Source organism: Pseudomonas marginalis, assembly GCF_900105325.1.
Taxonomy (GTDB): Bacteria; Pseudomonadota; Gammaproteobacteria; order Pseudomonadales; family Pseudomonadaceae; genus Aquipseudomonas; species Aquipseudomonas marginalis.
Genome location: NZ_FNSU01000003.1, coordinates 829,282 through 844,656 on the forward strand (window position 1 = coordinate 829,282; position 15,375 = coordinate 844,656).

The following is a 15,375-nucleotide window of genomic DNA, read 5'->3' on the forward strand; positions in this document are numbered from 1 at the left end:
ATGTCCTTGCCAAAACCGAATTGGGGATGGGCTTCGCTGCCATTCCTGCTGTTGATCTGGATGGCCCTGGCCAGCCGCTTTCCCACCTACATCCTGCCGCAGCCCTGGGATGTGGCGCGCGAAGCGCTGCGTTGGCTCAGCGACAGTTCGCTGTGGCAGCACCTCAGGGCGAGCGTCCTGGAGGAAGTCGGCGGCTTCTGTGCGGCGGTGCTTGTCGCGATCGTGCTGGGCACGGTCGGCGGCTTGTCTTCGCGCTTTCGCGATTTCATCTCGCCGCTCAACAGCCTGTTCATGGCGATCCCGCCGATAGCCTGGGCGCCGCTGATCATGATCATTTTCGGCCTGGGTTATGTCTCCATTGTGCTGGTGATTTTCATTGCCGCGATGTTCCCCATGGCGGTGACCATCCAGGAAGGCGTACAGAGCATTCGCGGTGGCGAAGTCCGCGCGGCGCGCACCTTGGGCGCCAACCCCTGGCAATTGCTGGCCCACGTTTACCTGCCGGCCTCATTGCCCTTCGTGACGGCGGCCTTGCGCATCGGTTTCAGCCAGGGCTGGCGGGCACTGGTCGCCGCAGAAATGATCGGCGCCTCCCAGGGCATCGGTTGGATGGTCTCCACCGGCGGGCAGATCGGCAACAGCAGCCAGGTGCTGCTGGGCATCGTGCTGATCGGCCTGATTGCCTGGCTGATGGAGAGTTTTGTGTTCCGGCGCATCGAGCGCCACTACCAGAAATGGCGCGTGCAGTAAGCATCGTCCTTTGCTTTCGAACCCTTTCAAACCTTCAGTGGACCACTGCACGAGGTGTCATGTGAGTAACGTATTCGATCCCCGCGAAGCCGGGCATTACATCGCCCCCCAAGGCCTCTACGAGCGCAACAAGAAACGCCCGTTCCTCGGTAGCATCGACTGTGACCGAGACACGCTGATTGCCGGGCAATGGGATGAAATCACCCTGGTCTACGAGGTCGGCGGCAGCGGCCTGGCGGATGGCGCCTGGTTGAAACTGGCGTTCAAGTTCTACTCCGATTGGGCACTGTTCCAGACCTCGAACCCGGCCGGTCCCAACTACGTCAGCGCCGAGTACCAGGCGGGCGAGTTGGTCCCCGGGCAGAGCCAGGCCACCGTGCAGCACCTGAAAGTGCGCTTCGACCAGAAGGGCCACGAACGGCCGTTCCAGAAAGCGATCATCATCGACATCATCGACGGCTACCTGAATCCCGGCGACAAGATCACTATTCGCCTGGGCGACCGTCGCCAGGGCGGGGCGGGCACGCGGGTGCAGAGTTTCGTCGAGAAAGACTTCCGTTTCCGGCTGTTTATCGACCCCTTGGGCAGCTCGAAATTTGCCGAGGTGCCAGGCGATCCGTTGCTGAACATCGTGCCGGGACCGGCGCAGCGTGTGCAGCTGATTGTGCCGCGCCTGATCAGCGCCGGTGAGGCGTTCGATGTGCTGCTGCGGGTCGACGATGCCTGGGGCAACACGTGCCGCAACCTGCCGCTCAACGGGGTGCTGACCCTGGTTGATCCGGAAGGCGGCGAGCGCCAGCAAGCGTTTACCCTGGCCAATGAAGGGTGGTCGACGGTGCGGCTCGAGGGGTTTGACCTCGGGGCGGTGGGCGAGTGGCGTTTGTCCGCCGAGGTGCAGGCGCCCGGCGTGCGTGGCGCCCAGGCGTTTGTCACGGTTGACCCGGCCGGCAGCGCATTGCGCCCGCTGTACGCCGACCTGCATGTGCACTCCGATGACACCGTGGGCACCAACGACACGCTCTACAACCTCAGCTATGGCCGCGATGTCGCCGGCCTCGATGTGCTCGGCTACACCGCCAACGACTTCAATATCACCGAGCAACGCTGGGATCAGGCGGTGAAGCTGATTCACGAACTCAACGAGCCCGGCCGCTTCGTCTGCTACCCCGGCACCGAGTGGTGCGGCAACTCCTGCGCGGGCGGCGACCGCAACGTGGTGTTCCTGCATGATCGCAAGCCCGAGTTTCCGTTCGATAACCAGGGGCGCCTGGTGCGCTCGTTCGAGTGGAACGAGTTCACTGCGGGCACCATCAAACCGGGGGCCTGGCCGGTGGACGAATTGTACGCGGCCTATGCAAAAGACCCGGAAGGTCACCTGATGATGCCCCATGTCGGCGGGCGCCGTTGCAACCTCGACTGGCACCATCCGGAGCTGGAACGCTTGATCGAAGTCGGCTCTGCCTGGGGGCAGTTCCATTGGGTCTACGCCGAAGCCCTTCAGCGTGGCTATCGGGTCGGCGCCGCGGCGAACAGTGATGAGCATCAAGGCCGTTGCGGCGGCGGGGTTCCGGCCACGGCGGTGTTTGGCTCTCGCGGCGGGCTGACCGGTGTGATTGCCGAGTCTTTCGATCGTTCGAGTGTCGGCAAGGCCCTTCGCGCCCGTCGCACCTTTGCCACGACGGGCGAGCGTGCGTTTGCCAGCCTGCGCCAGGGCCAGCATTTCATGGGCGAGGTCTTCACGGCCGATTCGAATGCCACCCTGGACTATCGATTGCTGGGTGAGGCGGGCTGGGAGCAGGTGGACCTGTTCGACGGCGATAAACTGATCTGGTCGCGCAACCTGCATCAGGAGCTGGGGTTTTCCGCCCAACGCATCCGGCTGCGCCTGGGCGGCGCACGCATCAAGGACCGTTATCGCGGCGCGTACTGGACCGGCGAAATCCGGGTGACGGGCGCGGTCATCAATGGTTTTCGCGCCCTGGGCCTCGATCATCCGGAGCAAACCGTATGGCGCAAGGACGCCACGACCCTGGCCTTTCGCACCGACACCAACGGCGACACCGACAGCATCGAAATCGACCTGTCGCAATTGGCCGGCGCGAGGTTGCAGGTCCGCAGCCGCATCGACAACTACATCAAGGTCGGCGATCCATCCGAACCGCAGCCCTACGTGCATGCACCGACGGTGCTGATGGAACTGTCCGGCGAAGAACTGCTGGCGCAATCCCAGGTGATCGAAGAGCTGCCCGGGGCTGAACTGAAAGTCTCCCTGGAAAGGACCACCGCCGAAGCGCTGCCCCGTGAACTGCAGGGGCAGATCGAGCTGGCACCACTCAATCTGCAAGCGGGTCGCGAGCATCCATTGTTCATCTGCGCGCGTCAACGCGACCAGTCCCGGGTCTGGACCTCGGCGCTGTTCCTCACGCTTGCTTAAGGCCGCCGTGTTCGAACCCGTTCGAGAGCGCGCAAAGAACCCTGTGGCGAGCGGGCTTGTTGTGGCGAGCGGGCTTGCCCCGCGTTGGGCTGCGCAGCAGCCCCAAAACCAGGCGCAGAGGCGTGCCTGATACACCGCATTCGTCTTCATCAGGGGCTGCTTCGCACCCCAACGCGGGGCAAGTCCGCTCGCCACAGGAGGCCGATTCAATCCAGGCATTGCGCCCCGGCTAGATTGCTGTGGGCTTCGGTGCGTGCAGCCGCAAGGATTCTGCAGTACCTGGTGAGGGCAACGCGGCCTCGACCAGTTCGATCCAGTGCCTGACCGGGGTGCGTCCTGCGCCGTCGAGGTGGGACTGGCAGCCAATATTGGCGGTGACGATGACGTCGGGGTGGCCGCTTTCCAACGCATTCAGCTTGTTATCGCGCAGTTGCCGCGACAATTCGGGCTGGGTCAGCGAATAGGTGCCCGCCGAGCCGCAGCACAGGTGGCCGTCGGGAACCGCGGTCAGGTTGAAGCCCAGGCTTGTCAGCAGGGTTTCAACGGCGCCGCCGAGTTTTTGCGCGTGCTGCAAGGTGCAGGGGCAGTGGAACGCCAGGCGCTGGTCGCTGTGTACGCCGAGCTTATCCAGCGGCTCGCCACGCAGCACTTCAACCAGGTCCCTGGCCAGGGCACTGACCCTTTGCGCCTTGTCGGCATACGCCAGGTCGGTGCTGAGCAGGTGGCCGTAATCCTTGATAAAGGCACCGCAGCCGCTGGCGGTTTGCACAATCGCCTCGACCCCGTTTTCAATGCTCGGCCACCATGCATCGATGTTGCTCCGGGCGCGCTCAAGGCCCATCGCCTGAGCGTCAAGGTGATAGTCCACGGCACCGCAGCAGCCTGCCTCGGGGGTGGATATGACGCTGATCCCCAGGCGATCCAGCACCCGCGCCGTGGCGGCGTTGGTATTGGGTGACAGGTGCGGTTGCACGCAGCCCTCAAGCATCAATACCCGGCGGGAGTGGCGCGTGGTCGGGCGCGGTTTGGGCGGGTAGACGCGGCGAGGCAACTTGGCCTGCAAGGTGTTGGGCAATAAAGCTCGAAATAGCTGGCCACTGCCGATCAGCAGGTTGAACAGCGCGGGATTCGGAACGACGCTGCGCAACCCTTCGCGCAGCAAACGCTGACTGAGCGGGCGTTGCACTGCCGCGTCGACCACCGCCCGGCCGATGTCGAGCAAGTTGTGATAGTCGACGCCGGAGGGGCAGGTGGTTTCGCAGTTACGGCAAGACAGGCAACGGTCCAGATGCTCCTGGGTCTTGCGCGTGACTTCATTGCCTTCGAGCACCTGCTTGATCAGGTAGATACGCCCCCTCGGGCCATCCAGTTCATCGCCCAGCAGTTGATAGGTCGGGCAGGTGGCATTGCAAAAACCGCGGTGCACGCAACTACGCAGGATGCTTTCGGCTTCTTCGGCGCGAGGCAGTCGGCGGGCGTCTTCGCTCAAGGTGGTCTGCATGGTTCAAAGCTCCGCGTACAGGCGACCGGGGTTGAAGATGCCCCGTGGATCGAGTTGCTGCTTCAGGTTCCGGTGGTAGCGCATCAACGTGTCGGGCAGCGGTTGGAAGGGACTGTCGATCAGGCCCGGGTGGTAGCAGGTCCCATGCCCGCCGGCTTTTTCGACCACCGCGCGAATGACGCTCGCGTCGGCGTCGGATTTGAGCCAGCGCTGGGCGCCACCCCAGTCGATCAATTGGGTACCTGGCAGCGACAATCGGGGTGTGTTGTGCGGCAAGGACAGGCGCCAAAGGGGCTGATCCTCATCGAAAAAAACCAACCGGTGTTCGTTCAGGTCTTGCCAGTAGGTCGCGTCCAGCAACTCGCCGCCCAAGCGCTCATGGGCCGCCGCCACCGAGCCTTCACCCCCTTCGAGCCGTAGGTGCAGGCGCTGGCCATCGTGACACGCGGCGCTGATCGGCAGCGGTTGCTGCCCCCATTCCGCCAGGCGCAGCAAGGCACGGTCGGTGTCCATTTCCAGGCTGATACTCAAGGTTTGCCGTGGTTTGGGCAGGACCTTGAGGGACACTTCGGTCACCACCCCAAGCGCGCCGTAACTGCCGGCCATCAAGCGCGACAGATCGTAGCCGGCGACGTTCTTCATCACCTCGCCGCCGAAGCGCAAATGCTTACCCTGTCCGGTGATGACCCGCGTCCCGAGGACAAAGTCGCGGACCGATCCTGACCAGGGACGCCGCGGCCCCGAGAGTCCGCAGGCAATCATGCCGCCGACGGTGGCGTGCTCACCGAAGGAGGGTGGTTCGCAAGGCAGCATCTGTTGCGCGGCGTCCAGCACTTCTGCCAACTCCGCCAATGGCGTGCCGCAACGGGCGGTGATCACCAGTTCCGTCGGGTCGTAGCTGACGATGCCCCGGTGGGCGCGGGTGTCGAGGACTTCCCCGGTGACTGCGCGGCCGAGGAACGCCTTGCTGTTGGAGCCCTGGATACGCAGCGGCGTGGCGTCGTTCAGCGCCTGGTTGACCTGCTCCAGCAGCGCTGCGCTGGCGTCGATAGGGTGTTCGCTGCGCATCAGAAACGCTCCAGGTCGGGGAAGGGCATCTGACCCAGATGAACGTGCATGGCGCCAAACTCGGCGCATCGATGCAACGTCGGGATGTTCTTGCCGGGGTTGAGCAATCCGCCCGGGTCGAAGGCGGCTTTGACGGCGTGGAACACGGTCAGCTCATCGCTATTGAACTGGGCACACATCTGATTGATCTTCTCGCGGCCCACACCGTGTTCACCGGTAATGCTGCCGCCGACCTTCACACACAATTCGAGGATCTTGCCGCCCAGGGCTTCGGCGCGGTCGAGTTCGCCCGGTTGATTGGCATCGAACAGGATCAGCGGGTGCATGTTGCCGTCGCCGGCGTGGAAAACATTCGCCACCCGCAGGCCGTACTCGCTGGATAACGCCGCGATAGCGTGCAGCACCCCAGGCTGTTCGCGACGCGGGATCGTCCCGTCCATGCAGTAATAATCCGGTGAGAGGCGGCCCACCGCCGGAAACGCATTCTTGCGCCCGGCCCAGAAACCCACGCGTTCGGCCTCATCCCGAGCCTGGCGCACTTCGGTGGCGCCGGCCTGTTCCAGCACCTGGCGCACGCGGTGGCAGTCGTCGTGGACGTCGGCTTCCACGCCATCGAGTTCACACAACAGAATCGCTTCGGCGTCCACCGGGTAGCCGGCGTGAATGAAGTCTTCGGCGGCGCGAATGGCCAGGTTGTCCATCATCTCCAGGCCGCCCGGGATGATGCCGGCGGCAATGATGTCGCCCACCGCACGGCCAGCCTTTTCGACGCAATCGAAGGCGGCCAGCAACACTTTGGCGGTTTGTGGTTTGGGCAGCAGCTTGACCGTGACCTCGGTGATCACCCCGAGCATGCCTTCGGAGCCGGTGAACAATGCCAGCAGATCGAAACCCGGAGAGTCGAGAGCCTGGGAACCCAGGCTCACGTGTTCGCCGTCGACGGTCAGGATGTCGACCTTGAGCAGGTTGTGCACGGTCAGCCCGTACTTCAGGCAATGCACGCCACCGGCGTTTTCCGCCACGTTACCGCCGATGGAACAGGCGATCTGCGAGGAAGGGTCCGGCGCGTAATACAAGCCAAACGGCGCAGCCGCCTGGGAAATCGCCAGGTTGCGTACCCCCGGCTGAACCCGGGCGGTGCGGGCGGCGGGGTCGATGTGCAGAATGTTGTTGAAGCGCGCCATCACCAGCAGCACGCCTTTTTCCAGCGGCAGCGCACCGCCGGACAACCCGGTGCCCGCGCCGCGAGCCACCACCGGTACACGCCGCTCATGGCAGACTCGAAGCACGCCCTGGACCTGATCGATGTGGCGCGGCAGCACTACCAGCATGGGCGTGGTGCGATAAGCCGAGAGTCCGTCGCATTCGTACGGCTTGAGCGCTTCGCGCTGGTGCAGGATTTCCAGGTCAGGCAAGCGAGTCTGCAGGGCGTGCAGGAGTGCCTGTTTGTCGACGTCAGGCAGGACGCCGTCGACGCGTTCATCGTAGAGAATGTTCATAGTCGGTAGGCAACCCTCCGTTGTTTTTATTCGAGGTCTGTTCCGATGCAGCTGGCTAGCATCATTTGCCTGGATCATTTATTCATTTTAGGAATAAGCATAATAAAATATAGTCCTTGATCGTATTAGTCATCATGCTACCTTGCTGTCACCGGACCGCCGGATATGTTCAATCCTATTGTTATGGTACGACTATGTCCGGCGCCCGAATCTTCCAAATCAGCCTTGAGGCTCTGTCACATGATGGCGCCCATGTCGCGATTTCTCACGCCGACAATATCAGCACCCGTCCTTTTTCCTCCATTGCCGTTCCATCCGTTACCGGCAAACCTCTCCCTTGTCAGGCCAACAGCGAAGCCTGCAGTGCAATCAGCGAAGGCTTGGCGTTTCTTCTCTACGCCATGTGAATCGTTGTTGTTGGGCACTTCCATACCGTTAGTCCAGCCAATCATCTTCAGGTAATCCCGGTTTATGGGTTGCAGCTTGAAGTGTGAGTGATTGGGCGCCCGTTCCGAGCACGTTCTATCGCGACTGACAACAATGCCAAACTATTTGGATGACGCTCATCGAGCGGAAATCGTCAAGCTGAGCACTACCCTGACCAGTAGAACCGAATGGCCCACCTGGCTTTTGTTAGTCGGGTTCTATCTGGCCTGGGCGTTTATTGTTTTTTATGGGCAAGTACTTGGCGAAGTATTCAGCCTTGTCCTGCTGGTGCCACTGGTGGTGCTGTGGATGTCGATTCAGCATGAGCTTATCCATGGTCATCCAACCCGTTGGCCCGCCATAAACAAGGCCTTGGGATTTCTGCCATTTGCCGTGTGGTACCCCTACGACATTTACAGGGACACCCATTTGGCACATCACAACGACGAAGTGCTGACGGTACCCGGGCAAGATCCGGAAAGTCGTTATGTCAGCGGTGCTTTTTGGTTGCGCTCGCCTCGATATATCAGAACGTTGTTATGGGTAAACAAGACCGTGGGCGGTCGTTTGCTTATGGGCGCGCCATTGGCGGTGACGGCCCTTGCGGGTAGCGAAATCAGAGGGCTGTTTCATACCGGTCGAATCGCTTGGCGGATGTGGGCCGCGCATCTACTCAGTGTTGGCGTAGTGCTGGCTTTGGTTGAGGAATACAGCGCCATCAGTGCCATACAGTACTTATTCCTGGTTTTGTTGCCGGCTTTGTCGATTGCCATGATCAGGTCGTTTTACGAACATCGTCCGTCAACGTATCCGGAACACCGCACGGTTATCAATGAATCGTCGGGGCTGTTGAGTTGGCTGTTTCTCAACCTCAATCTTCACCTGGTTCATCACGATCTTCCCGGTTTGCCCTGGTTTTACTTACCCAGGGTGTATAGAGCCAGGCGTGAACAATGGATCGCGCGAAACAATGGCTATGTCATTCATGGCTACTTCCAGTTATTGCAGAAACATCTGGTCAGTCCCGTGGATTGTCCTCGCCATCCTGCTGAGCACTAACACTAGGCAAGCTAATATGGGCGTCGGAAAATGATACGTTTTGAAGCCATCAGGAAAACTCATAAAGGCAGCCCGCGAATGGCCGTGAGCGATTTAACGCTTCATGTCCGCGAGGGTGAGATCTGTGTATTTGTCGGGCCGAGTGGCTGCGGCAAAACCACCATTTTGCGCATGATCAACAGGCTGGATACCCAGGATAGTGGCCGCATCTGTGTCAACGGCGTGGCGACCGATGAACTTGACGTCGTTACGCTACGCCGCGGCATTGGTTTCATGATGCAGAGCGCCGCCTTATTTCCTCACCAGACGGTTGCCGAAAATATTGGCGCAGTCCCACGGCTGCTGGGCTGGAGCCAACATAAAATCCGCCAGCGCGTGAGCGAGCTCATTTCCCTGGTTGGGCTTCAGCCGGAATTTCTGGACCGCTACCCTAATCAGCTCTCGGGCGGGCAGCAAAGTCGTGTCGCCCTGGCAAGGGCATTGGCCTCGGACCCACCGGTTGTATTGATGGACGAACCCTTTGCCGCGCTTGATCCGGTGATACGCGAGCGACTGCAGGATGAACTGGTTGCGCTTCAGAGACGTTTGCATAAAACCATTATCCTGGTGACCCATGATATGGAGGAGGCCATCAAGATTGGTGATCGGATTGCGATCTTCGAGGGCGAAGGGAAACTTGTTCAGTTCGATACCCCTCACAACATCCTTGCCCATCCTGCCAGCGAGTTTGTGAGGAACTTTATCGGCAAAGATCCGCTGTTAAAAAGACTTTCGCTGATGAAGGTTTCTGATCTTCCGGTGGATGAGGTCAGTTGTGAATTCAAACTTCTACTGGATGACAAGTCCAACCCGTTGAAGTGGGTCAGTGACTCGGACATGCCTGTTCCGGAGCTGACAACAGTGTCGAGTCACGACTCGTTGCATCACGCACTGGTTAAGATGCTAACGGCGCCTATGGGTGTGGTTGTTCGCGTGGACGAGGCCGGCAGTTACGAAGGTTGCCTGTCGATTGCCAGCCTTCACAGCGCACTCAATGAACGCCGCTTCGGAAGTGCGCAATGATTGACTGGTCCTGGATCGTTGAAAACTGGCAGCAGATCGGCCAGCTGTTAGTCGATCATATTCAACTGGTGACCCTGGGCCTGTGTATAGGGATGCTGTTAGCGGGTGCAATGGTGCTCTTGACGTTGTGGCAGCCAGGACTGGCGCGGCCGATGATTTATGTCTGCGGCCTACTTTTTACCATTCCGTCGCTGGCACTGTTTATTTTGATAATGCCTTTTACCGGGTTATCCAAGACCACGGCGGTCATTGGTTTGAGCCTGTATGCCTTGCTTATTGTGTTGCAGAACACCTTGGCGGGACTTGCGAGTAACCCTGCGGACGTATTGGAGGAAGCCCGTGCGCTCGGGTATACGCGCATGCAGAGATTCCTCGGGGTTGAACTTCCACTGGCGCTGCCTGCGTTATTGGCGGGCTTACGAACAACCTCGGTTACTTTGGTGGGACTGGTGACGGTTACTGCCTTGATTGGTCAAGGTGGACTGGGCCAGCTGTTCATTACCGGGCTGGCTCAAAGTTTCACCACACCTGTGGCGGTCAGCCTGGTCCTGACCGTGATGTTGGCGTTATGTTTTGATTTTCTGTTTTATTCAATCAATAAATGGCTGGTACCTTGGGTGCGCTGATGAACATGATCGCAAGTGTCTACCTTTGGTTTTCTCTACCTGATAATTGGTTGGGTGAAAACGGCATACTGACTCGGCTGGCAGAGCATATTTATTATGTGTCCTTGAGCCTGGTTATCGCTTGTGCAATAGCGTTGCCGCTCGGCGTACTGTTGGCTAACTACCGAAAAGGCGCGCAGGTGGCGATAGGGCTGTTCAATATTGGGCGAGCATTACCGTCCCTGGGTATTGTGATACTTGCAATCATGCTTATTGGCTATGAAACCAGCACGGTGATTATCGCGTTGGTGACCATGAGTATCCCGCCGATATTAACCAATACCTATGTTGGCATCGATCAGGTGGATACATCCCTGAAGCAGGCTGCCAGATCGATGGGCATGCGCAGAGGGCAGATGTTTTTTCAGCTCGAGTTGCCGCTGGCTTTTCAGTTGATCTTTGCAGGGTTCCGATCAGCCCTGGTGCAACTTATCGCCACGGCCACCATCGCCGCGTATGCAGGCTTCGGCGGGCTGGGCAGGTTTCTGATTGATGGACTGGGCCGAAATGATACGCCGCAAATCATTGGCGGCGCACTGATGGTGTCGGCACTGGCGATTGTCAGTGAGTGGGTTTGTTCAATGATAGAAACATTCATGGTTAGAAAATGGCGGGCGGGAAAAATCGAACTAAGCGCTACATGACCTGAGGCATTTGAAAGTGTGTATTAACTCTGCAGAGGTGCAAACCCACATGAAAAACAAACAACGTTCGAAGGTTCGCTCAGCGCACGCGGTTTCATTGTTGCTGGGGTTAGGCTTGCTGGTGGGCAGCGCGTTTGCCAGCGCTCAGTCCATCACCATTGGAGGGGCCAATTTTTCCGAGCAGACGATTCTCGCCAACATCTATGCGTCAGCCTTGAAAAATCAAGGGATAGACGTCAAGCCCCGACTCAATCTGGGCAACCGCCAGATCATCGCCCAGGCCCTGGAAAACGGCGATATAGACGTCGTCCCCGAATACCTGGGGTCACTGTTGAGTTTCTATGACGACAAGACCGCCCTGACCACCCAAAAGGAGATCCTCAGCGCTTTGCAACAGAAGTTGCCGGCGGACCTCCAGTTGCTTGAACCTTCGTCCGCGGGCTCCATTACCGCTTGGGCCGTCACCCAAAAGACCGCAGAAAAGTACAACCTGCGTACCTTGTCCGACCTGGCGCCCGTCTCGCGAGATTTCACCCTGGGCGGGCCTCCCGAAGTTGCCACGGCTGCGTTAGGCCTGCCCGGGTTGAAGGCGGTCTACGGCATCAACTTCAAGAGCATCAAGTCGCTGGACATGGGCGGGCCCTTGTCGCGGCTGGCGTTGAACTCCGGTGCTATTGACGTGGCCACGGTGGTCTCCACGCAAGGCATCCTGGCGAAAGAGCCTTGGGTTGTCCTCGAGGACGACAAGCACCAACAGCCCCTGCAAAACATCACGCCACTGGGTCGCAAGGCGTTGCTGACCCCGGAAGTCACCCAGGTGCTCAACGAGGTCTCTGCAAAACTGACCGATGACGACCTCAAGCAACTCAATCGCCTGGTTGATATCGATCACAAGGACCCCGCGAAAGTCGCGGCGCAGTGGGTCGCCGAACATACCGTCAAGACGGCCCGGTGAAAATCAATGCGACGTGGGTAAGGTCGCGGAGGCGTTATGTCGAATAAAAGTATGATTTTGAATTTGTTCTTTTTTAACCCCCAGGGCGATCATCGTTTTTCCTGGCGCCACCCGCTGGCACCGACCCAAGAGATATTGACCCTGGGTTACTACGTAAAACTGGTGCAAGCGGCGGAGGCGGCGAAGTTTGATGCGGTTTTTGTTGCGGATCACGTTGCGGTCTGGGATTCCGTGGCCAGCGGGCTGAGGCACTATGCCAACGCCCGCCTGGAACCGATTACGCTGTTGTCCGCACTGGCTGCGGTTACCGAGCACATCGGGCTGATGGGCACGGCTTCGACTTCCTATAACGAGCCCTTCAACCTCGCGCGCTATTTTGCTTCGCTGGACTACCTCAGCGCAGGGCGAGCCAGCTGGAATATCGTGACGTCCTGGCTGGAAGAAGAAGCTTCGAATTTCGGATTGTCAGGCGTGACGAAACACGGTGATCGTTATCAGCGGGCCGAGGAATTCATCCAGGTCGTCAAGCAGCTTTGGGACTCCTGGGAGGAGGGGGCGCTTGAATTTGACAAGGGCACCGGCGCCTTTGCCGACCCCTCGAAAATTCACCCGATTAATCACAAAGGCGCGCATTTCAGCGTACGTGGGCCGCTTAACGTGCCGCGTCCACCCCAGGGCCACCCGGTCCTTGCCCAGGCGGGTTCTTCTGAAGCCGGCAAGAACCTGGCCGCCGCCCATGGGGACGTACACTTCTGCTTTATCAATTCGGTCGAGGAGGGACTGGCGTACAGGGCCGATTTGAATCGCCGACTCGAGTTGAAGGGCAGGCATTCCAGTGATCTGAAAATCATCACCGGCGTGCTGCCGGTGGTGCTCGGGGATGAGACTGAGGAGGAACGACGTCGGCACCTGGAGGACAGCCTAATTATCGATGCGGTGGCGATTGACCTGGTCTCCAGCTACACCCGCCTGGACCTGACAGGACTATCGCCGGACGGTCCGTTGCCAGCGTTGCCGGATGAGTCCGAGTTTGATGGCATTCGAACCGAGCTGGCCCTGCTCAAGCAGTACGACACTTCCCTGTCCATGCGCGAGATAGGGCGCCGGTTGGTCAAGAGCTCCAGCACCTGGCTGTTGATCGGAACGGCGGAGCATATTGCCGACAAGCTTTCAGCGTTATACGAGTCGAATGCCGTCGATGGCTACAACCTCATGTTTCCGTTTTTGCCCACTGACTTCGAAACCTTCACCCGTGGCGTGGTGCCTCTGCTCCAAGCCAGAGGGGTGTTCCGCCAGGAATATGAGCCCGGGACACTGAGGGATCGCTTGGGCTTGAAGACGCCGGCCAACCGTTTCCTGCTGTGAGCAGTATCAATCGCACCCTCTGAATGGATGTCATATGACCAGCGATCTATCCATGTACCTCGCTCCCGCCAGGGTTCTACACGCACAGGATGCCTGGCTTGAGCGCATCCTGGCGATTCTCGGCGAGCGCCGTGGGCATAAACAGATCGTTGATCTTGCGGCGCACTGGCTTTCCCCGGATCTGTTGTTATCCCAGACCTGCGGCTATCCATTCGTTACGTCGCTGCGGGGAAAGGTAAAGCTGGTAGGGCGCCCGAGCTATGAGCTTACCCATGGCTCTGGAGGGGACCATTGCAGTGTGCTGCTCTGCAGGGCTGATTCGGCCGTGACTGACCTGGCGGGTTTCCAGGGCCGCCATGGCCTGATCAACGCCCCGGATTCCAACTCTGGAATGAATTTATTTCGCCACACGCTGGCCGGGATCAGCGACCGAGGTTTCTTCTCGAAACTCACCTTCACCGGATCCCACAGGGAGAGCCTGCGAAGGCTTAGAGAAGGCGAGGGTGATTTGGCTTCCATCGATAGCATCACCTACGACTATCTTGCGAGAGATCACAGTGCCGAGATCGAAGGCCTCAGGATCCTGACACGAAGTGTGCGCAGTCCCTGCCTGCCTTACATCACCTCGATTGGCCAGGACGCCGCCTCAATCAGGAACGCAATGAACGATGCCTTGGGGCAGCTCCCTGAGGTGTCCCGTGACCTGGCGATCAAGGAAGTCCTGCCCGCCAGTGAGGCTGACTATGAGTGTCTCCTGGAATATGAGCGCAGTGCGGCCAGTCGCGGCTTTTCGTTTGTAGCGTCCTGAGCGGCCCCATCTCAAACACCTGCTATGCAAAGGCCAACCCTTGATCTGCGTGCACACAGCCTGGGTGGAAATACCGTAGCGATCGTGCAACGACGGAAGCGCACCCGCATCGAAAAACGCGTCCGGCAACAGCTGACAGGGATTGACAGGGGAGACGCCCACGCTCGGTGGAGCGGGGTGTTTTTGGCCGGTCAGATTGAAGCCCCTTGGCTTGGAGGCCGCCGTTAGTGAGCTAGAGAGTTCGATGGCGGGGTACGGCGTTTGCACAACACGTCGAAAAAACTGATTGGGGGATGTGTTTGACCCTCCGCGTAGAGACAATTGACCTGAAACCAACCCTGATCATTGCGAGCTTGTGACAAAAGTATAATTTGGTCACTCGTTGTCAAGCGCTTTTCGGATGCGTAAGCTAGCTCGTATGAACAAGACATCCATAGCTTCCCCCAGCATCCGTGGCCCTGCCGATCATGAGATCCGGAATCAGATCGTCGCGGCGGCCAATCAGCACTTCAGTCAATACGGCTATAGCAAAACTACGGTTTCCGACCTGGCGAAAGCGATCGGGTTTTCCAAGGCGTACATCTACAAGTTTTTTGATTCCAAGCAGGCGATTGGTGAGGCTATCTGTGGCAATTGCCTGGCGGAAATCATCGCGGCCGTAGAACAGGCCATTAATGTAGAGGACATCTCGCCGACCGAACGTTTTCGACGTTTGGTGAAAACGCTGATCGCTACCGGGGTGAATTTGTTCTTCAGTGATCGAAAGCTCTATGACATCGCCGCATTTGCAGCGTCTGAGAACTGGCCCTGCGCTCAGCAATATGATGCCTTGGTCAGGGGCTTCGTGTTGCAGATTGTGCGTGAAGGCCGAGAGATCGGCGAATTTGAACGCAAAACACCCTTGGACGAAACAGTCGATTCGATCCACCTTGCGCTGCGCCCTTTCGTCAATCCGTTGCTTTTGCAATACAACCTTGACTTCGTCGAGCTGGCTCCGGTCCTCACCTCCAATCTCATTCTGCGTAGCTTGATGCCGTGAGCCTGCGTTAATCATCTCTATCACTTTGCTCTGATATCAACGCTTGGATGATGGTGAACACCGATCCAGGTGGACACCATTTTCCGGGGCGCGGTATTAA

At 59.1% G+C, this 15,375-nt stretch carries 14 protein-coding genes; 10 read left to right on the top strand and 4 right to left on the bottom strand.

Translation table 11 applies throughout. The features are described 5' to 3' along the window. Both BLW22_RS12920 and BLW22_RS12925 read left to right on the top strand, forming a co-directional pair. Entirely contained in the window at window positions 1–750 is a 750-nt protein-coding gene (locus BLW22_RS12920) for an ABC transporter permease (protein WP_065948709.1), read from the top strand. A gap of 61 nt (window positions 751–811) precedes the next feature. Beyond that, window positions 812–3,184 carry a CehA/McbA family metallohydrolase domain-containing protein gene (locus BLW22_RS12925; protein WP_074846655.1) on the top strand — a complete coding sequence of 791 codons (2,373 nt, stop codon included), beginning with the start codon at window positions 812–814 and terminating at the stop codon, window positions 3,182–3,184. A 229-nt stretch (window positions 3,185–3,413) separates the two neighbouring features. Here BLW22_RS12925 and glcF read toward each other — a convergent pair whose 3' ends face one another. The 4 genes from glcF to BLW22_RS12945 all read right to left on the bottom strand — a co-directional run bounded on the left by glcF (window position 3,414) and on the right by BLW22_RS12945 (window position 7,683). After that, window positions 3,414–4,685 carry a glycolate oxidase subunit GlcF gene (glcF, locus tag BLW22_RS12930; RefSeq protein WP_074846657.1) on the bottom strand — a complete coding sequence of 424 codons (1,272 nt, stop codon included), beginning with the start codon at window positions 4,683–4,685 and terminating at the stop codon, window positions 3,414–3,416. A gap of 3 nt (window positions 4,686–4,688) precedes the next feature. Beyond that, the gene (gene glcE, locus BLW22_RS12935) at window positions 4,689–5,753 is read right to left on the bottom strand and encodes a glycolate oxidase subunit GlcE (protein WP_065927689.1); all 1,065 of its coding nucleotides are present in this window, start codon (window positions 5,751–5,753) and stop codon (window positions 4,689–4,691) included. Continuing rightward, the gene (glcD, locus tag BLW22_RS12940) at window positions 5,753–7,252 is read right to left on the bottom strand and encodes a glycolate oxidase subunit GlcD (protein WP_074846659.1); all 1,500 of its coding nucleotides are present in this window, start codon (window positions 7,250–7,252) and stop codon (window positions 5,753–5,755) included. Before glcD ends, glcE begins: the two co-directional genes overlap by 1 nt. A 236-nt stretch (window positions 7,253–7,488) precedes the next feature. After that, window positions 7,489–7,683, bottom strand: a complete 195-nt coding sequence (locus BLW22_RS12945; protein ID WP_143045128.1) for a hypothetical protein — start codon at window positions 7,681–7,683, stop codon at window positions 7,489–7,491. A gap of 109 nt (window positions 7,684–7,792) precedes the next feature. On the opposite strand from BLW22_RS12945, the gene BLW22_RS12950 reads away from it, so the two are divergent. The 8 genes from BLW22_RS12950 to BLW22_RS12985 all read left to right on the top strand — a co-directional run bounded on the left by BLW22_RS12950 (window position 7,793) and on the right by BLW22_RS12985 (window position 15,275). Next, the gene (locus BLW22_RS12950; protein ID WP_074846663.1) at window positions 7,793–8,737 is read left to right on the top strand and encodes a fatty acid desaturase; all 945 of its coding nucleotides are present in this window, start codon (window positions 7,793–7,795) and stop codon (window positions 8,735–8,737) included. Window positions 8,738–8,767: 30 nt separating this feature from the next. Further along, window positions 8,768–9,799, top strand: coding sequence for an ABC transporter ATP-binding protein (locus BLW22_RS12955; protein ID WP_074846665.1), 1,032 nt, complete (start codon window positions 8,768–8,770; stop codon window positions 9,797–9,799). Then, window positions 9,796–10,425, top strand: coding sequence for an ABC transporter permease (locus BLW22_RS12960; RefSeq protein WP_074846667.1), 630 nt, complete (start codon window positions 9,796–9,798; stop codon window positions 10,423–10,425). Before BLW22_RS12955 ends, BLW22_RS12960 begins: the two co-directional genes overlap by 4 nt. Continuing rightward, on the top strand, window positions 10,425–11,108 hold the full coding sequence (locus BLW22_RS12965; RefSeq protein WP_074846669.1) for an ABC transporter permease: 684 nt from the start codon (window positions 10,425–10,427) through the stop codon (window positions 11,106–11,108). The genes BLW22_RS12960 and BLW22_RS12965 overlap by 1 nt, the downstream gene beginning before the upstream one ends. A 49-nt stretch (window positions 11,109–11,157) precedes the next feature. Further along, window positions 11,158–12,063 carry an ABC transporter substrate-binding protein gene (locus BLW22_RS12970; protein WP_074846671.1) on the top strand — a complete coding sequence of 302 codons (906 nt, stop codon included), beginning with the start codon at window positions 11,158–11,160 and terminating at the stop codon, window positions 12,061–12,063. Between the two features lie 36 nt (window positions 12,064–12,099). Next, the gene (locus tag BLW22_RS12975) at window positions 12,100–13,428 is read left to right on the top strand and encodes an LLM class flavin-dependent oxidoreductase (protein WP_074846673.1); all 1,329 of its coding nucleotides are present in this window, start codon (window positions 12,100–12,102) and stop codon (window positions 13,426–13,428) included. A 34-nt stretch (window positions 13,429–13,462) separates the two neighbouring features. After that, window positions 13,463–14,236 carry a phosphate/phosphite/phosphonate ABC transporter substrate-binding protein gene (locus tag BLW22_RS12980; protein ID WP_074846675.1) on the top strand — a complete coding sequence of 258 codons (774 nt, stop codon included), beginning with the start codon at window positions 13,463–13,465 and terminating at the stop codon, window positions 14,234–14,236. Window positions 14,237–14,654: 418 nt separating this feature from the next. Then, the gene (locus tag BLW22_RS12985) at window positions 14,655–15,275 is read left to right on the top strand and encodes a TetR/AcrR family transcriptional regulator (protein WP_074846677.1); all 621 of its coding nucleotides are present in this window, start codon (window positions 14,655–14,657) and stop codon (window positions 15,273–15,275) included. Window positions 15,276–15,375 lie beyond the last annotated feature (100 nt).